Source organism: Methylobacterium sp. Leaf111 (assembly GCF_001423285.1).
Taxonomy (GTDB): domain Bacteria; phylum Pseudomonadota; class Alphaproteobacteria; order Rhizobiales; family Beijerinckiaceae; genus Methylobacterium.
The window spans coordinates 1-17,414 of the sequence record NZ_LMNE01000020.1; the positions used below are offsets into that span (position 1 = coordinate 1).

23 protein-coding genes are annotated in these 17,414 nt (G+C 70.6%); 14 read left to right on the forward strand and 9 right to left on the reverse strand.

Annotated elements, in window-relative coordinates; translation table 11 throughout:
• Positions 1–58: 58 nt before the first annotated feature.
• Positions 59–709: an NrsF family protein gene (locus ASF41_RS12420; protein WP_056493592.1), complete on the reverse strand. Its 651-nt coding sequence runs from the start codon at positions 707–709 to the stop codon at positions 59–61.
• On the reverse strand, positions 706–1,260 hold the full coding sequence (locus ASF41_RS12425; protein ID WP_056493641.1) for a sigma-70 family RNA polymerase sigma factor: 555 nt from the start codon (positions 1,258–1,260) through the stop codon (positions 706–708). Before ASF41_RS12425 ends, ASF41_RS12420 begins: the two co-directional genes overlap by 4 nt.
• 524 nt (positions 1,261–1,784) lie before the next feature.
• On the opposite strand from ASF41_RS12425, the gene ASF41_RS12430 reads away from it, so the two are divergent.
• The 6 genes from ASF41_RS12430 (at position 1,785) to ASF41_RS12460 (ending at position 7,760) form a co-directional block, all read left to right on the forward strand.
• On the forward strand, positions 1,785–2,393 hold the full coding sequence (locus tag ASF41_RS12430; protein WP_056348522.1) for a DUF2231 domain-containing protein: 609 nt from the start codon (positions 1,785–1,787) through the stop codon (positions 2,391–2,393).
• Between the two features lie 800 nt (positions 2,394–3,193).
• A complete protein-coding gene (locus ASF41_RS12440) occupies positions 3,194–3,481 on the forward strand; it encodes a hypothetical protein (protein ID WP_056220147.1) in 288 nt (95 codons plus the stop codon).
• 47 nt (positions 3,482–3,528) lie between these two features.
• Entirely contained in the window at positions 3,529–5,064 is a 1,536-nt protein-coding gene (locus ASF41_RS12445; RefSeq protein WP_056493598.1) for a TolC family protein, read from the forward strand.
• 41 nt (positions 5,065–5,105) lie between these two features.
• Positions 5,106–6,524, forward strand: a complete 1,419-nt coding sequence (locus tag ASF41_RS12450; protein ID WP_056493600.1) for a multicopper oxidase family protein — start codon at positions 5,106–5,108, stop codon at positions 6,522–6,524.
• Positions 6,525–6,689: 165 nt separating this feature from the next.
• Complete coding sequence (locus ASF41_RS12455) at positions 6,690–6,980, forward strand: copper-binding protein (RefSeq protein WP_056220138.1); 291 nt, start codon at positions 6,690–6,692, stop codon at positions 6,978–6,980.
• Positions 6,981–7,058: 78 nt separating this feature from the next.
• Positions 7,059–7,760 carry a copper-binding protein gene (locus ASF41_RS12460; protein WP_056493605.1) on the forward strand — a complete coding sequence of 234 codons (702 nt, stop codon included), beginning with the start codon at positions 7,059–7,061 and terminating at the stop codon, positions 7,758–7,760.
• A gap of 449 nt (positions 7,761–8,209) precedes the next feature.
• On the opposite strand, the gene ASF41_RS12465 is transcribed toward ASF41_RS12460, so the two are convergent.
• From ASF41_RS12465 to ASF41_RS12480, 4 genes are all read right to left on the reverse strand, one after another.
• Positions 8,210–8,650 carry a glucokinase gene (locus ASF41_RS12465; protein WP_056382699.1) on the reverse strand — a complete coding sequence of 147 codons (441 nt, stop codon included), beginning with the start codon at positions 8,648–8,650 and terminating at the stop codon, positions 8,210–8,212.
• 19 nt (positions 8,651–8,669) lie between these two features.
• Entirely contained in the window at positions 8,670–9,029 is a 360-nt protein-coding gene (locus tag ASF41_RS12470; RefSeq protein ID WP_056220129.1) for a hypothetical protein, read from the reverse strand.
• Entirely contained in the window at positions 9,026–9,403 is a 378-nt protein-coding gene (locus ASF41_RS12475) for an SPW repeat protein (protein WP_056220126.1), read from the reverse strand. Before ASF41_RS12475 ends, ASF41_RS12470 begins: the two co-directional genes overlap by 4 nt.
• 115 nt (positions 9,404–9,518) lie before the next feature.
• Complete coding sequence (locus ASF41_RS12480; protein ID WP_056220123.1) at positions 9,519–9,758, reverse strand: biotin/lipoyl-containing protein; 240 nt, start codon at positions 9,756–9,758, stop codon at positions 9,519–9,521.
• Between the two features lie 211 nt (positions 9,759–9,969).
• On the opposite strand from ASF41_RS12480, the gene ASF41_RS12485 reads away from it, so the two are divergent.
• The 8 genes from ASF41_RS12485 to ASF41_RS12520 all read left to right on the forward strand — a co-directional run bounded on the left by ASF41_RS12485 (position 9,970) and on the right by ASF41_RS12520 (position 15,055).
• Complete coding sequence (locus tag ASF41_RS12485) at positions 9,970–10,587, forward strand: potassium channel family protein (protein WP_082504321.1); 618 nt, start codon at positions 9,970–9,972, stop codon at positions 10,585–10,587.
• A complete protein-coding gene (locus ASF41_RS12490; RefSeq protein WP_056348500.1) occupies positions 10,584–10,799 on the forward strand; it encodes a hypothetical protein in 216 nt (71 codons plus the stop codon). The genes ASF41_RS12485 and ASF41_RS12490 overlap by 4 nt, the downstream gene beginning before the upstream one ends.
• A 25-nt stretch (positions 10,800–10,824) precedes the next feature.
• On the forward strand, positions 10,825–11,115 hold the full coding sequence (locus ASF41_RS12495) for a hypothetical protein (RefSeq protein ID WP_056348497.1): 291 nt from the start codon (positions 10,825–10,827) through the stop codon (positions 11,113–11,115).
• Positions 11,112–12,455, forward strand: coding sequence for an NRAMP family divalent metal transporter (locus ASF41_RS12500; RefSeq protein ID WP_056493608.1), 1,344 nt, complete (start codon positions 11,112–11,114; stop codon positions 12,453–12,455). The genes ASF41_RS12495 and ASF41_RS12500 overlap by 4 nt, the downstream gene beginning before the upstream one ends.
• 95 nt (positions 12,456–12,550) lie before the next feature.
• Positions 12,551–13,048 carry a histidine kinase gene (locus tag ASF41_RS12505; protein WP_348271630.1) on the forward strand — a complete coding sequence of 166 codons (498 nt, stop codon included), beginning with the start codon at positions 12,551–12,553 and terminating at the stop codon, positions 13,046–13,048.
• A complete protein-coding gene (locus ASF41_RS12510) occupies positions 13,045–13,692 on the forward strand; it encodes a BON domain-containing protein (RefSeq protein ID WP_056348492.1) in 648 nt (215 codons plus the stop codon). Before ASF41_RS12505 ends, ASF41_RS12510 begins: the two co-directional genes overlap by 4 nt.
• Positions 13,693–13,767: 75 nt before the next feature.
• Entirely contained in the window at positions 13,768–14,577 is an 810-nt protein-coding gene (locus ASF41_RS12515) for a universal stress protein (RefSeq protein WP_056220108.1), read from the forward strand.
• 31 nt (positions 14,578–14,608) lie between these two features.
• The gene (locus ASF41_RS12520; RefSeq protein WP_056220105.1) at positions 14,609–15,055 is read left to right on the forward strand and encodes a host attachment protein; all 447 of its coding nucleotides are present in this window, start codon (positions 14,609–14,611) and stop codon (positions 15,053–15,055) included.
• 132 nt (positions 15,056–15,187) lie between these two features.
• Here the strand turns inward: ASF41_RS12520 and ASF41_RS12525 are convergent, their stop codons facing one another.
• The 3 genes from ASF41_RS12525 to ASF41_RS12535 are packed head-to-tail and all read right to left on the reverse strand — an operon-like array spanning position 15,188 to position 17,225.
• Positions 15,188–16,048 (reverse strand): universal stress protein, encoded by an 861-nt coding sequence (locus ASF41_RS12525; RefSeq protein ID WP_056382683.1) that lies wholly within the window; start codon positions 16,046–16,048, stop codon positions 15,188–15,190.
• A gap of 14 nt (positions 16,049–16,062) precedes the next feature.
• Entirely contained in the window at positions 16,063–16,410 is a 348-nt protein-coding gene (locus tag ASF41_RS12530; RefSeq protein ID WP_056270478.1) for a cytochrome c, read from the reverse strand.
• Complete coding sequence (locus ASF41_RS12535) at positions 16,410–17,225, reverse strand: universal stress protein (RefSeq protein ID WP_056493610.1); 816 nt, start codon at positions 17,223–17,225, stop codon at positions 16,410–16,412. The genes ASF41_RS12530 and ASF41_RS12535 overlap by 1 nt, the downstream gene beginning before the upstream one ends.
• Positions 17,226–17,414: the final 189 nt, after the last annotated feature.

The following is a 17,414-nucleotide window of genomic DNA, read 5'->3' on the forward strand; positions in this document are numbered from 1 at the left end:
CCCCGCCGCCCCTGTCCCGACAGCATCGGGCTCAGGTGCGGGGAGGCTCGGCGGCGCGCTACCAGCGGAGGAGACGCGGCCCCAGAACCGCCCCGGCCAGGGTGCACAACGCGATCGTCCCGCCGTACCAGACGGCGACGAACGGGACGGTGTCGTCCATGCAGTGCAGCGAGTAGCCGAGCGCGCTCACGGCGCCCGCTGCGAGACCCACCAGGGCTCCGGCGCGAATCAGGTCCGTCGGAGCCCCGAACCGGCGGACCGCCCAGGTGACGACGGCGAACGGAACGATGGCGATCAGGGGGATCGAGACCAGGCATTCGAGCCAGGAATGGCCCGAGATCTGGCCATGCCAGTGCTCGCGGGGCACCGTCGTGAGGCTGGCCCCGGCCAGGGCCGCGACCGCGACGAACGGCAATGCCGCGATCCCGAGATGGACGCGGCTCTCCCCGCCCGGACTGGCCACCCTGACGAGATACCGGATCGCGAGGCCACCGACCGCGGCCGCGAAGGCGAGCTTGAAGGCGAGGAACAGGAGCGGGCGGCCCTGCATGAGGCCGGGGCGTACGCCGAGGACGGCGAGCGCGAGAAAGAGGGCACAAGCGGCGCCCACGGCCACGGCGAGGCCGAGCCGCCGGGTCATCCACGAGGTCCGAACCGGTTCGCGCTCGAAACTGCTGCCCAGGAAACCGATGAGGTCGTCCGTCTTCATCGCGCCGTGCCTCCGACCAGTTTCGCTAGCGCCTTCAGGCCACGGTGGACGCTCACCTTGACCGCCGTCTCGGACATGCCGGAGCGCGCGGCTGCCTCGGCGGTGCTCAGGCCGTCGACCTTCGTGGATTGGATCGCGCTTCTCATCTTGGCCGGCCAGTGCGCGAGCAGGCGCGCGACATCGAGGGAACTCTCCGCCGCGACGTGATCGCCGTGGGCCAGCAGCACACCCGCATCCTCGACGGGGACGTTCGCAGCGGTCGCGCGCGTCTGCCGGAGATGGTCGATCAGTTTGTATCGGGCGATGGCGTGGACCCACGGCGTCACAGGCTGCGTGACGTCATAGGTGTGCCGCCGCGTATGGATCACCATCAGGGTTTCCTGGACCAGGTCCTCCGCCTCGGTGTCCGTCCGCCCGGACCGGACCAGCTTGCCTTTGTAGTACGCGCGCAGATGCGAACCGAGGCGCTCGAGGAAGCGCCGGTAGTCGACGGCGCTCCCCCCGAGGCTGGCGATGAGCAGGCCACGCAGTTCTTCCTCCGCCTGGGACACGCGAGCTAGGCGAGCCGGTTCATGGCTGCCGAGCGGAAGAACGAAGTCGATCGCATCATCCGCCACCCCGCAGAACTCCTCAAAATGGCCACGCGGTGTCGCCGAAGCACGCCGTTCGTCCGGCGATCCAGTTCACGCGGTCGGCGGCCCAATCGCCACACGGAATCGCTCCCGCCGCTCAAACGGACAGTCCGCAATCCTGGCCCGAAAGGTTACTGCGCTCCCGTCATGCCTTCACGCACAGGTATGTTGCGGGAATGATTGTCAAGCTTAGGTAGCATTCCTATACCCCGGACGGGTACGGTGAGACAGGTGGGCAGGGAGGTTTCCGAGCCTTGGCGCCGGCGCGCTCCCCATCCCACGACAAGGTGTTCCGGGCCGGATCCGGCTAGGTCTGACGTCCTATCCGGTGACGGCGTCGGCCGTGTCCCCGTGCGATGTCTCGCTCGGTCCCTCCCCGCGATTGAACTGACCCGGACAAAGACCGGCCGTCCGGCCATCGACGCTTTTCTTGGAGTGCAGTCATGATCGAGGTGATCCCGAACTGGCATCCGGTCGCGGTCCATTTCACGGTCGCTCTCCTCATCACGAGCAGCGGCCTCTTCGCCCTCGGGACCTTGCTCGGGCAGCGGCCGTACGGAGGCGCGCTCACGACGGCCGCCCGCTGGAACCTCGCGATGGGTGTCGGCATCACGGTCGCAACCCTCGCCACGGGCTGGTCGGCCTACAACACGGTGGCGCACGACGCGGCCTCGCACCGGAACATGACGATCCACCTGCGTTGGGCCGTGGCCACCGCGCTGGTCTTCCTCGCCGCCGGGGGCGTCGCCTGGTTGGAGCGCCGAAAGAGCGCCGGAGCGGGCCTCGTGCTGCTGGCGTTGCTGGCGGGAGGTTCGGGCGCGCTCGCGGTGACGGGCTGGCTCGGGGGCGAGAACGTCTACCGCTATGGCCTGGGCGTCATGGCACTCCCGACATCCGGCGACCACGTCCATCCCGGTGGCGGCGACCATGCCGAGGGGCATAGCCACGCGCACGACCACACCCCCACGAATGACGCCGTCACGCCCGATGCCGTGGGCAGGACCGATGCGGTCCCGGCTCCGAGTGCCCTTCCCAACGACCATACCCATTGACCGTCCCGCCGCCGCCCGCTGCGTCGCCCATCCTGCAGAACCTGTCCGGGACCCGGCTCATGGCGAAAATGCAACAGAGGGTTGTTAACGGAGATTGTTGCTGTCGGGGGGATTGCAGGCCCCGCCGGGCCGCGCGATGTTTTCTCCAGATCGGGCCGGAATCCTGAGCGATGCTCTTCCTGCGCACAGTGATGCTCGCCGTCCTGGCTTTCGCTTTGGCCATCGCGCCGGCGGCGGCATGCACGATGGGCCGTCAGGCCGCGGCGGCCGACCGTTGGCTCTCCGACGCCTCCGCGCGGATGCCGCACACCGACCCCGCGCGGGCGTCGCGGGATTCCGACACGCCGGACAGCGCGCGGGACGCGGCGCGTCATGCGCCGTCACAGGACGGTCCCTCCGCGTCCGCCGGCGATGACGGCGGCCCGGGACACCGACACGGTTCGAAGCGCCCGGGCGGCCCGTCGCCCTGCTGCGCCCTCGGCTGCCAAGCCGCGTTGCCGACGATGGCAGGGGGCGGACCGCCCTTGGAGGACACGCCCTCCGACCGCGGACGGATCGGACGGGCGGACGGACCCGTCGACGCCCACCCGCTCCGGATCGAGCGACCGCCGAGGCTCGGCGCCTGATGCGCGGGCGGCTCTCGCGACCGCCGACGGCCGTTCCGACGGGACGGCCACCCCCTCCCCCCTCATCGCCTTGGTGCCCTGGTCGAGCGCGACCCCGTCGTCGGCTTCCGCCGTGCGGCCGGCGGCTCGCCGGGCCATGTCCCCGGCCCTCCGCCTCAGTTCGGGAAATATACGATGTTCAAGTTGCCGAGACCGGCCGCGCTTGCGGCGGTCCTGCCGCTCGCCGGCTGCATGCCCGCCACAGTGCCCGTCGGGCTTGTCCTGCCCTCCGATCCGAACGTGACGGTCCCACCCCCTCGCTACGCGACGGTCACCCGGGGCGTGAAGGATTTCGGTGTGGTCGAGACGAAGGACTGGCTGGAGCTCAACCGGCAGGTGGCCCCGAAGGCGGGGTCCGGCGGGACGGGAGGCATGCCGGGCATGGACGGCATGGGCGGAAAGCGCGATTCGGGAGGTCGGTGATGGTCCATCTCTGTAACCCGATCGATCCCCCTCCCGGACTAACGGTCATGGGACGCAACACGACCACGCCGGGAGATGCCGGTACGACGGCGCGCCCTCCGGGCGGCGCCGTCCGGGGGCGCCCGGGGGGCAGGAGCTTGACCGGGAGCTTGGCCGGCGTGGCCTTGCTGCTGGGAGGCTGCGCGAGCTTCTCACCAGATGCAGGCCTGTCGGTCGCCAGCGAATACGCCTCGCTCGAACTCGGCAAGGACATCGCGAAATCGAGCGACCAGGGGATCGCGCCGAGCGCGGAGGCGCGGGTGGATGCGCTGCTGCGGCGTCCCCTCACGGCGGATGGCGCCGTCCAGGTCGCGCTCCTCAGGAACAGGGGCTTGCAGGCCGCCTTCAACGGCCTCGGCGTCTCCGAGGCGCAGTACGTGCAGGCGACCCTGCCGCACGCCCCGACCTTCTCGATCACGCAATGGGGGCTTGGGTTCAACACGGAGATCGAGCGCTCCGTGGCCGCCAGCGTGCTGGACCTGGCGACGCTGCCGGCCCGCGCCGAGATCGCCCGCCAGCGTTTCCGGGGCGACCAGTACAACGCGGCGGACCAGGTCCTGAAACTCGCGGGCGAGGCCCGGCGCCAGTTCTATCGGACGGTGGCGGCCAACCAGGCCATCGCCTTCCTCGAACAGGCGCTGGCGAGCACCGAATCCGCGTCGACCCTGACCCAGCAACTCGGCGAGACGGGCGCACTGAACAAGCTGGAGCAGGCGCGCGAGCACGCCTTCTACAGCGAGTTGGGGGCGCAGCTCGCCAAGGCGCGTGTCCAGCAGCGGGCGGAGCGGGAGCGCCTGACCCGCCTGCTCGGCCTCTGGGGGCGGGACATCGAGTTCCGCCTTCCGAAGGACCTTCCCGCGCTGCCCAAGCGCCTCGTGGACGGTCGAGGCATCGAGGTGGAGGCGCTGAGGCGGCGGGCCGACGTGCAGGCGGCCCGCTTCGAACTGCAGTCGCTCGTCGGGCAGTTCGGCCTGGACCAGGCCACTGGCTTCATCAGCGTCTTCGACGTGGGCTTCGCGAACCAGTACGCCCGGTCGCGGACGTTCGAGAGCGGTGCCGCCCCGAAGGTCGACAAGGGCAGCCTGAACGGATTCTCGGCCGACCTGACCATCCCCATCTACGATTTCGGCACGACGGCGGTCCGGGGCGCGAAGGAGGCCTATCTCGCCACGGCGAACCGGCTGGCGGAGCGTGCGGTGAACGCCCGCTCCGAAGTCCGCGAGGCCTATCAGCGGTACCGCGGCCAGTACGACATCACCCGGCATTACCAGACGAGCGTCCTGCCCTTGCGCAGGACGATCCAGGACCAGGCCCTGCTCCAGTACAGCGGCATGCTCCTAGACGTGACGACGCTCATCATCGACGCCCGGGCCCGGATCCTGAGCAACATCCAGGCCATCGAGGCGAAGCGCGACTTCTGGATCGCGGCGACCGACCTCAAGGCGGCGACCGTCGGCGGCGGGTTCTCGGCGGACAACTTCGGCGGCGAAGCCGCCGGAGGCACCCCGGGCGAGAGCCTCGCCGTCGGGACGCCCGGCGGTTGAGCCCCGGAGCCCGGTCCGCCCATGTCATTCGGAGAGGCCTCATGACCGACATCTCGCGCAGAAGGATCCTGGGAGCGGGCGGCCTCGTGCTCGCCGGCACGTCGATGATCAGCGGACGGGTCCAGGCCGCGGGCCTGCCGGAGGCCCCGATCATGGACAAGGCGACCATGCAGCCGCCGCTCTATCCGACGAGCGGGCCGGACTACCAGCCGGTGGTGACGCTCAACGGCTGGACGCTGCCGTGGCGCATGCGCGGCGACTGGAAGGAGTTCCACCTGATCGCCGAGCCGGTCGTGCGGGAGATGGCGCCCGGCATGAACGCGCGGCTCTGGGGCTACAACGGGCAATCGCCGGGCCCGACCATCGAGGCGGTCGAGGGCGACAAGATCCGCATCTTCGTCACCAACCGCCTGCCGGAGGCGACCGCCGTGCACTGGCACGGGCAGACGCTCCCCAACGGCATGGACGGGGTCGCCGGGCTGACCCAGCCCGGCATCCCCCCGGGCAAGACCTTCGTCTACGAGTTCATCCTGAGGCGCTCCGGCACCTTCATGTACCACCCGCACTCGGACGAGATGGTCCAGATGGCGATGGGCATGATGGGGTTCGTCGTCGTGCATCCGCGCGACCCGGTCGAGCGGCGGGTCGACCGCGACTTCGTCTGGTTGCTGAACGCCTACGACATCGAGGCCGGGTCCTACGTGCCCAAGGTCAACACGATGCTCGACATGAACCTGTGGTGCTTCAACAGCCGCGCGTGGCCCGGCATCGACCCCCTGGTCGTCCGCCAGGGCGACAAGGTGCGGATGCGCTTCGGCAACCTCACCATGACCAACCACCCGATCCACGTCCACGGCTGCGACTTCAAGGTCACCGGCACGGATGGCGGCTGGATCGACGAGCGCTATCAGGTGCCGGAGGTGTCGGCCGACGTCGCCGTCGGACAGATGCGGGTGATCGAGTTCAACGCCGACAACCCGGGCGACTGGGCCCTCCACTGCCACAAGTCGCACCACACCATGAACGCGATGGGCCATGCGGTCCGGACGTATATCGGCGTCAACCTGAAGAGCACGGTCAAGCAGATCCAGAAGATCGCGCCCGGCTACATGCCGATGGGTTCGACGGGCGGCGGCATGATGGCCGAAATGGAGATGCCGCTCCCGGAGAACACGCTGCCGATGATGACCGGCGCCGGTCCGTTCGGCTCCGTCGAGATGGGCGGGATGTTCACGGTCCTGAAGGTGCGGCCTGGACTGGCGGCCGACGATTATCGCGACCCGGGTTGGTACCAGCACCCGGCAGGCTCCGTGGCCTACGAGTGGACCGGCGAGCCGATGCCCGAGCCGGCGCGCGCGCCCGGCACGCCGAAGGGCCGGCGGGCGCGCCAGACCGACCTCCGGGCCGTGGATCCGCGCACGCGGCGCACCGCGTCCAACGCGGGCGGCCATGAGCCCTGACCGGTCGACCGCGCGTCGCCCGCGCCCGCGGACGGCCCCCCCGGGCTGCCGCCCGGGCAGATCCGTTCGGACCGGGAGCGATCCCGTCCGGACTCCGCCGCACCGGTCGCCGATCCGCTCGACGGGGCCGGCGTGGTGCTTCGCTGGTTTCAAGGAGAACCGACCATGAGACGCAAGATCCCGCTCGCCGTCCTCTCGATGGCCTTCCTGGCGGTCGCGATGCCCGCCTGGGCGCAATCCGTGAAGGGGACGGTGACGAAGATCGACCCGGCCGCCGGCAAGGTGACCCTCGACCATGCCGCGATCCCGAAGCTCGACATGGGCGCGATGACGATGGCGTATCCGGTCAAGGACCCTGCGGTGCTCAAGGGCCTCAAGGCCGGGGACAAGGTCGATTTCGACGTGGTCGAGACCGGCGGTGCGTACACCGTCACGACGATCCAGAAGGCGAAATAGCGCCCTCCCCCCAGGGGCCCTCGCACGATCGCCACCCGGTCCGGTGCGAGGGCCGTCGAGTCTTGAAATGGAGCCCCGATGCGACGCCTGATCCTGTCCACCGCGCTCGCGGCCGTCCTTGTCGGTTCGGTCGCGCCTCCCGCCGGCGCACAGCCCGCGAAGGCCGCGCCCGCAGCCCTGGAGCGGGCGCGCGACACGATGGCGACCCGGTTCCGGGACACGAAGCTCACCGGCGACCCGGACCGGGATTTCGCCGCGCTGCTGATCGCCAGCCTCGAGGAGACGCTGTTCCTGGCCAAGGCGCAGCTCGATTACGGCGCCGACCGTCAGCTGCGCGAGATCGCGCAGACGATCCAGGACACGCAGCAGGCGCGGATCGACGCCCTGAAGCAGTGGCAGGTCCGCAGTCGCGAGGCGGGCTACCGGCCGCAGCCCAACCAGACGCCGCCGGGCGAAGGCCCCCTCGACCGGGCGGTCCAGGCGGCGCCGGCGAAAACCCAGCCCGCATCGCCCCCCGCTCCGGAGAAGCCGACCGCGTCGGCGACGCCCGCCAACGCGCCCCTCGTCGCCGGGACGGTGAAGAAGGTCGACGAGGCCGCGGGCAAGGTCACCCTCGACCACGCGTCCATCCCCAATATCGACATGGACGCGATGACGATGGCCTACCGGGTCCAGGACCCCGCTCTGCTCAAGGGTCTCAAACCGGGCGAGAAGGTGCGCTTCTCCGCCGAGCGCATCAACGGTTCGATCGCGGTGACGCGGATCCAGAAGGCGAAGTGAGGGCCGGCGGCGGGCATCCTGGCCATCGTCTCGCGATCGAGCCCAAAACCCCGGGCTGCCTCGCGACGAGCGTTGCCGTCGATGAAACCGAACCGCCGCGGAGACCTTCGCGCCAAACATCCTGGGGCCTTCCCGAGAGCGAAGCCTCGCCACTGGCGGGCTTTGACCCCGCCCGTATCCGCCCTTCGCGGACGCTCTCGGGGAGGGCTCTCGGGGAGGGGCTTGTCACCGCCCGACACGGACAGGTCGCGGGCACAACGGCCGAGCAGGCGTGCGTACGGTTCGATTGCCTCGCCTGCGACCGCGTTCTTGAACCGCACTTGTGGACCGCACTCTTGGACCGCATGGCGAGGACCCCCGCTGGCAGGGGCCGGTCGATCGCGGCATCGCCTGCCGCCGCGAGTGCCCGGACTCCGTGGTCCGGAACAGGAGGCGGTCACCGGCCGGGATCAGGGCCCCCGCGCCGAAGTCTCTGCCCGGCCCGATGACCCCGTGCCCGAGGGGGTCCCCGGGGGACCGATCCGCACCAGTTCGGCCGGGTTCTCCTGGTCGAGGATCGTGAGGGCGGCCGCGAGCGGCACGTAGTCGTTGACCAGCCTCACGGCATCGAGGCCGAGTGCGATGCCGATCTCACCGGGGTCGAACCGCCAACCCGCGTTGGTCAGGCGCGTCCCATCGCCCCCGACCCGCCCGGCGACGGCGAGGAAGGCGGCGCACGGCCTGACCGTGCCGGGTCGATCGAGATAGGACCGAATGGCCTCCACAGGGCCGGGGAAGCCGGCGGTCGCGACCTTCCAGATCGGCGTCGGGTCGGCGCCCGGCCGCGGCAGGACGGCGAACCGGGCGTAGGTGCCGCCGATGTCGGCCAGGAGCACGGGAAAGGGAAGCATCGCTCTCGATCTCCGGGCCTCAAGGCCTCGCGGCGTCCGCCGTCTTGAGGCTGAGGACGTAGTCGATGACCGCATCCAGCTCGTCCCGGTCCAGCCGCACGCTCGGCATCCATTGATGGTGGCTCTGCAGGAAGACGTTGAGCGCGACGCCCGTGGTCGAGGGCATGGCGGCGATGGTCCGGAAGTCTGGTCCAACGTGTCCGCCGTCCTGCGGCTCCCTGCCGATGACGTGGCACCGGCTGCAAAGCTGCGCGGCCACGGTCCAGCCCCGGATGCGGTGATCCTCCCCCGGGCCGGCAGTGGCCGGAAAACTCAGCGTGACCGCCGCCAGCCCCGAACAGGCCAGCCATCCGATCCGGGATGGTGTCGCTGGGGTCATGGCTTTCGCGCCAGCTTGAGCCATGCCAGAGCGGAGGCGAGACTCACGCCGCCGAGCGTCACGTGGGCCCAGGTCGCGACATCGTTGGCGGCGAACCCGAGCATCCAGGGGGCCAGCAGCGTCCAGGCCCCGATGAGCGCGATGGCACGCTCCAACACGGCGCGGAAGCGAAGCTGGTTGGCGGTGGACAGCCCGAAGACCAACAGGCCCGGCAGGAGCGCGGAGGCGCCGGGGCGGCCTTGGTCGACGAGGATGAGGACCCACGCGGCCAGCACCAGCGCGACGCCGGCCGCGTGCTGCAGGGCGCCGAGCAGGATCTCGTCCGTCCGCCATTCCGGTGGCGAGGGGCGCGCGTGCAGGTTGGATCGAGCCATGGGACACCTCCGACCGGTGCCCGCGACAACATCCGCCGCGGTTCGCTGCCGTCATCCTCTCGCCGCGCGGGCCGCCCGGCCTTGATCTCGCTCAAAGTCTCTCCGCGGCGCGGCTTCAGGCATGAACCTCGGCGATGATGCAGCCTGGGTCGACGACCTCGCTGGCCGGCGCAACGACCTCCAGGCGCCCGCCGACCGGCGAGACGATGTCGTGGAGCGCCTCGCCGATCCGCACGGCGGCCACGGCCTCCCCGGCCCTCACCCTGGCCCCGTCCTCGACCAGCCAGCGCTCCAGGATGCCTTCGGGCAGCATCCCCGTGGACCACAGATCCTCGGATACGCGAACGTCCGGCATGGCCGGCCTCCCTTGCTGACGCGCGCCCGGAAGATCGGGGCGCAGTGACAAGGTGATGGTACGGGATCGGGTGACGCGTTGATCTGGATCAGGACCCGCTGACCGCCGGCCCACGACGGCGGGGCGGACGTCGGGGCCGCGTTGAGGCAGGTCAAGGCGCCCGGTGCGGCGCGGCGCATGCTGCCCCCGGGTTCCTTCTCGGGACAGCCGCATGCTCCTCGCCATGTCCGCCAGCGTCGCCCTCGTCATCACCACCATCCTGGTGCTGTACGAGATCCTGCGCCTGACCTCCGAGCACCTGGCGGAGCTTCCGATTCCACCGCGCGCCCGCATCCTCGTCGTGGTGCTGGCGGCCTTCGTCGGGCATACGGCGGCGGTGTGGATCTATGCCGGCGCCTATTGGCTGCTCGTGCTGCGGCTCGGTAACGGCGCCTTTGCGGGCGTACCGGTCACCACCTTCGAGGACTGCCTGTACTTCTCGGTGGTGACCTACACGACGCTCGGCTTCGGCGACCACTTCCCGGTCGGGCATGCGCGCCTCATCTCCGGCGTCGAGGCCCTGAACGGCCTGTTGCTGATCGGCTGGTCGGCCTCGTTCACCTATCTCGCCATGGAGCGATACTGGCCGCTGCACGGCAAGGGCCACGCCCATCGGGTGGCGTCGTCCGGCTCCGGCAGCACGCTCCTTGCGCCGAAGCGGACGCGCTTCTTTCCGCAGACGGGGGCCGAGTTTGCGGCAGATCAAGGCGCCGAGCCGGATCCGGGGTCAACTCCGCTCGCGGGGGACGCGACGGCGTCTCGTCGCGCGCGCACGGAGGCGACCCGATGAGGATGTTCCTGGTCACGTTCCACAAGCTGGTCAGCGACGATACCGGTCACGAGCGGCCTGCGCGCCAGCACCAAGTCCTCGTTCCGGCCACGTCGGAGGCCTCCGCCCGCGCAGCCGGGCAGGCGCTGTTCTGTGAAGCCAACGGCATCGTGGATTGGCGGTTGCGTGCGGACTCCTGCGAGGCCGCCGCGGTGCAGGAAGAACGCGCCTAGCGGCGCGAGGATCGGGAGCGAGGTCATGGCGCACGAGCTTACCGAACCGGTGCACTGGCGCGGGCGGCAGTGGGCCGTCACCGGCTACGGCATCGAGGCACTCGATGGGATGTACCACGTGTCGGCCGCGGAGATCTGGTCGGGCCCCGACGGCACGCTGCCGTGGCTCGAAGCCCTGCACCGTCGCTACGGCACGGACCACGAGGACCTGGACGCGGCCCTGAAGGTCGCCCGCACGATCTGGTCCGCCCCCGATGCCCTGCCCCCCCTTGGGCACGACACGGGCCCTCGTGGCGCGCGCGGCATCGACCGATGACCGAGATACCGGTCCCGGTCGCAAGCATCCTGACCGAGCCGAATGACCCGGAGGGCCTGAGCGCCGCCGTCGGCCCCTCGAAACCACGCCTGCTGGGTGTTCTCGGACCGGGCCTGATCACCGGGGCCTCGGACGACGATCCCAGCGGCATCGCCACCTACGGGCAGGCCGGGGCGCAGCTCGGGTACGGCCTGTGCTGGACCATGCTCTACAGCCTGCCCCTGATGGCCGCCGTGCAGATGGTCTCGGCCCGGATCGGGCGCACCACCGGCCACGGCATCGCCGGCGTGCTGCGCCAGCACTATCCCAACGGCCTGCTCCAGGGCGTGGTCCTGCTCCTGCTCATCGCCAACATCCTGAACCTCGGCGCCGACCTCGGCGCCATGGCCGATGCCCTGAATCTCCTGCTGCCGGGCCCGCGCTGGCTCTATGTCGGGCTGTTCTCGGGGGCCTGCGTGTTCATGCAACTGGTGCTGCAGTACACCCGCTACGTCGCCGTGCTGAAGTGGCTGACCCTGAGCCTGTTCGCCTATCTCGGTGTGGTCGTGTTCGCCCATGTCTCCTGGTCCGAGCTCGGATGGGCCATGGCCGTGCCGCGTCTCGACGGCAGCGGGGCGAGCCTCACCACCCTGGTGGCGATCTTCGGCACCACGATCAGCCCGTACCTGTTCTTCTGGCAGGCGGCGGAGGAGGCCGAGGACCTGCACGCCTTCCCGCGGCGGCGCGACCTCGCCCACGCACCCGAGCAGGGAAAGGCGGCCCTTCACCGCATCCGCGTCGATACCCTCGTCGGCATGACGTTCTCGAACATCGTCGCCCTGGCCATCATGGTGACGACCGCCGCGGTGCTGCACCCGCACGGCATCACCGACATCCAGACCTCGGCCCAGGCCGCCGAGGCGCTCCGGCCCATCGCCGGCCCCCTGTCGGCGGGCGTCTTCGCGCTTGGCATCGTCGGCACCGGGCTCCTGGCGGTGCCGGTCCTGGCCGGCTCGGCGGCCTACGCGGTCGGCGAGGCGCAGCACTGGCCGGTCGGATTCGGACGTCACCTGCTCGAGGCACGCGCCTTCTACGGGACGGTGGCCCTCGCGACCCTCGTCGGCATGATCATCAGCCTGGGCGCCGTCGACCCGATCCGGGCGCTCTACTGGAGCGCGGTCGTCAACGGCGTCATCGCGGTGCCGATCATGGCCGTGATGATGCTGGCCGCGTCCCGCACCGACATCATGGGGGCCTTCGCCGTGCGCGGGCCGCTCCGATTGCTCGGCTGGGCGGCCACCGCCTGCATGATGCTCACCGTCGCCGCGATGCTGATCAGCGCCGTCCTTCCGTTGCGATAGATCAAGGTCGACCGGACCTCCCTCCCCGATTCTCGGCGCCTGCAGCTTTGGAAGGACGGGCCATGCCAGGGACGGATCAAGCCTCGAGACGGGTCGTGCTCGTGGCCGAGCCGCAGGCGCTGCCGGCCATGTGGCTGGAGGACACGCTGACGGATGAGGGCTACGCGGTCGAAGGCCCCTATTCCACCTGCGAGGAGGCCGTGGACGGGTTGGCCCGCAGCGAGCCGGCCTTCGCCCTCGTCAGCGTCGACCTGCAGGAAGGCCCCTGCTTCCCCCTGGCCTGCGCGCTGCGCCGCCGCGGGATCCCGTTCGCGCTGTTCGCGGGCTCGATTCCCGTTCCAAAAGCCTTCGGCGACGTCCTCGTCCTCGACCGCCCCTGCCTGACGGAGGCCGTCGCACGGGCGATCCGGCTCCAGCGATTGGCGGAAGGGGCCCGGGCCGAGCCCAGGGAATGCCCGATGGAGGGCGGGATCCGCTCCGGCCAGGCCCTTGAGGTGGATCAATGCCCCCCGGCCTGCGGAAGCCAGGATACGGCACCCGGCCATCGTCACGAGGACGGATGCCGGTCCCTCCCCGAAGGAGATCTCCCATGAACGACAAGATCCTCCGCCAAAGCATCGTCGACGAGCTCGATTTCGAGCCCAGCATCGATGCGGCCAACATCGGCGTCGCCGTGGACAACGGCATCGTCACGCTCACGGGCCATGTCGGCAGCTACACCGAGCGGCTGGCGGCCGAGAAGGCGGCCCGGAAGGTGCGCGGCGTGCGCGGCGTGGTCGAGGAGATCAAGGTCCGCTTCGCCGGCGAGGCACCGCCCCGCGACGAGGACCTGGCCCGACGCGCCGTTCAGATGCTCGACTGGTCCGTCAGCGTTCCGCCGAACGCCATCCAGGTGAAGGTGCAGGACGGCTGGGTCACGCTCACCGGCGAGGTCGCGTGGCAGTACCAGAAGGAGGAGGCCCAGGCCGCGCTCAAGCGCCTCTCGGGCGTCGCCGGCATCATCAACATGATCGAGGTCAAGCCGGCGGCGAGCGCCACGGACGTGCGCGCGAAGATCGAGGCGGCGCTCAAGCGCAACGCCGAGGTCGAGGCCGACGCGATCAAGGTGACGGTCAAGGACGCCAAGGTGACCCTGGAGGGCAAGGTGCATGCCTGGCACGAGCGCAACCTCGTCGAGAACGCCGCCTGGTCCGCTCCCGGCGTGCGCTCCGTCGTGGACCACCTGACGCTCGCTTGAACGACCGACCGGGGTCGGGCTCGCCGCCGGCCCCGCGCCGCCCCTTCCGAAGCCGACGCCGAACGGGAGATCCCCATGTCCTATGCCAGCCTCATGGTCTCGGTCGATCTCGGCGAAGCTGCGCGCGGCCGGATCCGCCTCGCCGGGCACCTCGCCGACGACTTCAAGGCCCGCCTCATCGGCATCGCGGCCGAGATGCCGGCTTACGAGGCTGCGCCCATCGGCCCGATGCTCGGAGGCGCCTTTTGCCTCCCCTCGGTTCAGGAGGCAGTCCTGAACGACCTTCGGATCGCGCACGCGACCTTCGACGAAGCCGCCGCCGGCCGAAGCCGCGTCGAGTGGCGCTCGAACCTGGACTTTCCGCTGGAGTTCCTGGCCCGCCAGTCGACCGCGGCGGACCTCGTGATCGTCGGCCGGGGCGACGCGGGCAACCCGCTCCTGTCGGTCGATCCAGGGGATGCGGTGATGCGGCTCGGCAGCCCGGTGCTGGTGGTCCCGCCGGAGATCGACCACCTCGATGCGCAGCGGGTGGCGGTCGCGTGGAAGAGCACCCGCGAAGCGCATCGGGCCGTCCGCGATGCGGTGCCCTTCCTGAAACGGGCGTCCCATGTCGTCGTGCTGACCGTCGATGAGGGCCAGGGCGCCGGCGATACCCGGGACATCGTCAGCCTCCTCCAGGCCCATGACGTCCACGCCACCGCCATGCCGAAGGACGCCTATGGCGCCACGACCGCCGAAGCGCTCGTCGAGGCGGCCAGCGAGTACGCCGCCGACCTGATCGTGGCAGGGGCCTATGGCCACGGCCGCCTGCGCGAATGGGCCTTCGGGGGCGTCACCCGCAACCTGCTCGCCGGCTGCCCCGTCTGCTGCCTCCTGAGCCACTGACGGAGACGAACGCTCGGCTTGGAGCGACCCCATGACCGGCAGGCTGAACCTCATGATCCCGCACGACGGCTCCGTCGTCGTCTGCGACGGCCGCAAGGCCTTGGTGCTCCGCAACGAGGGGCACCCGCGCGCCCTGGACCTGCGAATGGAGAGGGTGTTCGAGGCCCCGCCCAACCCGCCGACCCGCGAACAGGGCACGGACAGGCCTCCGCGGGTCAGGCTGGGCGACCGCCGCAGTTCCATCGAGCAGACGGACTGGCATCGGATGGCCGAGACCCGCTTCGCCCTGGACGTGGTGACGGCCCTGGACCGCATCGATCCTCTCCTCGCCTTGGTCGTGGTCGCACCGCCGAGGATGCTCGCGGAACTTCGGCGTGTCCTGCCCGAGCGCCTGCGGCGGGCCATCGTGGCCGAGGTCGACAAGGACCTGACCAAACACCCGGTCGAGGAGATCGGGCGCCATCTCGCCGATGCCTGAAGGACCGACCCCGGGCTGCCGGCCCGAAGCCGATGGTGGGCGACTCCACAGGCCGCCCGCAAGCCGGGCCTGCCGGGTGAGGCGAGAACGGGAGGATCCGGGCGCGGAGCGCGGCGTGCCGGGACCGGCGCCTCAGTGAGCCATCAGCACCGGCATCCGGGCGTTCTCGATGACGTGGCGGGTGACGCCGCCGAGCAGGAACTCGCGGACCCGGCTGTGGGTGTAGGCGCCCAGTGCGAGCAGGGAGGCGTCTCGCGCCTCGGCCTCCGCCAGGATCGCCGCCCCGACCGAAGCCGTTGCCGTCATCGGCAGGTTCACCGTCTCGGCCACGATGCCGTGCCAGCGCAGGTGTTCCGAAAGGTCGGCGGCGCAGGCCTCCGCGAACCGCTCGGTGCGGACGTGAAGGACGGTCACGCGGGTGGCCTCGCGCAGGAGGGCGATGGACTGGCCGATCAGGCGCGTCGCTTCCAAGCTGCCGTTCCAGGCAATGACCACATGGTAGAGCGGATCGTAGGTGACGGGCTCCCCGATCATCAGGGTCGGTCGGCCGACGGAGAACAGGGCCGTGTCGAGTGCCCGCCCGGTGAAGGGCTGCGCCGGATCGGGGCGGTCGACGATGATGAGATCGTTGACCCGGCCGAGGCGCGTCAGGAGCGGTTCGACCTCGCCGGAATGTTCGGACCAAGCCGCGAAGGTGGCATCGAGGCGCTCGCCGGCCGGCATGAACGCGACGCCCTGCCGGGCGCACCAGGCTTGCAGGGCTGCCTTTCCGGCGATGGCGGCCTCGCGCACGCCCTGCTCGATCGCCTGGATGGTCAGGTCGTCCACGGGCACCAAACTCGCCATTCCGGCGAGGACGTGCTCGGGACCGGGGGCCATGAAGCCGACCCCGATATGGGCGTGCAGGCGGCGGCTGAGGCGCAGTGCGGCATCGAGCCGGGGCGTCGCGTCGTTCCCGGGGGCCGTGGGTACGAGGAGGCAGCGCAGGTACACGAGTTCCTCCTCGATCAGCGTTCCAGCGTCTTCAGGTAGGCGATCAGGTTGTCCGCCTGGTCCGGTTCGAGGCGAAATTCCGGCATGGCGGGATGCCCGGTGGTGATGCCCTCCGCCAATGCCTCCGCGAGGTTCTCGACGGGGTAGTGCGTGTGCAGCTCACGGAATGGCGGTGCGTCCCGGAGCGGGCTCGCACCCTGCCGCCCCACGGCGTGGCACCTGGCGCAGTTCGTCCGGGCGATGGTCTCCCCTTGCTTCGCCTTGAGGTCCCAGGCGGAGGCGGGGGCGAAGACGGACAGCCAAAGGAATGGCGCCGCGCTGATCGCCAGCAGATCACGTCGTTTTTGGGAGACGCGGCGCATCAGTGGCTCATCAGGCAGCAGAGGGGGGTCGTCTGAAGGATGTCGCGGGTGACGCCGCCGAAGATCCATTCACGAAGGCGGCTGCGCCCGTAGGCCCCCATCACCATCAGGTCGGCCTCTTCGCGCCGGGCGAACCGAAGGATCTCCTCAGCGGGGCTGATCTCCGGGCTGCGCAGCAGATGCGTGGTGACCGTGACGCCGTGGCCGGACAGATAGGCGGCGGCATCCTCGGCCCCCTCCTGGTCCGCCGCCGGGCCGACCACGGCGATGTGGACCTTGTCCGCCCGTGCGAGGAGCGGCAGAGCGTCATGGACGGCCCGGCGCGCCTCGCGGGTGTCCTTCCAGGCCACCACGATCCTCTTTGCCGCGAGATGTGCGAGTCCGGGCGGCGTGAGCAGCACGGGGCGTCCGACCTCCATCAGGAGCGGACCGACCGAGACAGCCATCACCCCCGGGTCGCCGTCGCCCGGCCCCTGCCGTCCGACGACCACGAGATCGGCGCTGCGCGCCTGTGCGGCGAGGTAGGCCAGGGGCGAGCCGGTCACGGATCTCCAGGCTCGAGACTGCGCCGCTGCCGCCTCGCGCGCGAAGAGGGCCTGGGCCGCGGCGAGATCCTCCTCGGCCGATCGCTCCTCGGCCGCCCAGGCGCGCTCGGCCTGCAGCACGTCTCCGATCGGTATCGGACCGAGGACCGGGCGTCCGGCGACGCCGGTGAGTTTGGACCCGAAGCGCTCGGCGAGGCCGGCGGCAAGCCGAACGCGGTCCGACGCAGCGGCCCCGAGATCGACCGAGACCATGATGTTGGAGATCGTCACGAGTTCCCCCCCGAGCCCGGGCTCGACCGCCCTGTCGGGACACCTTGCCTGCGATGGCCCCCGGTGCCTTTGATCCATCTCAAGGACCGGCGGATGGCCGGCCACGTCCGCCTCGCGGCAGCGGCGTCTGGCGCGCGACGGTCCTTCGCGAGGGCGCGCCTGGCGGGGAATCGGGCGGGCGCCGAAGCC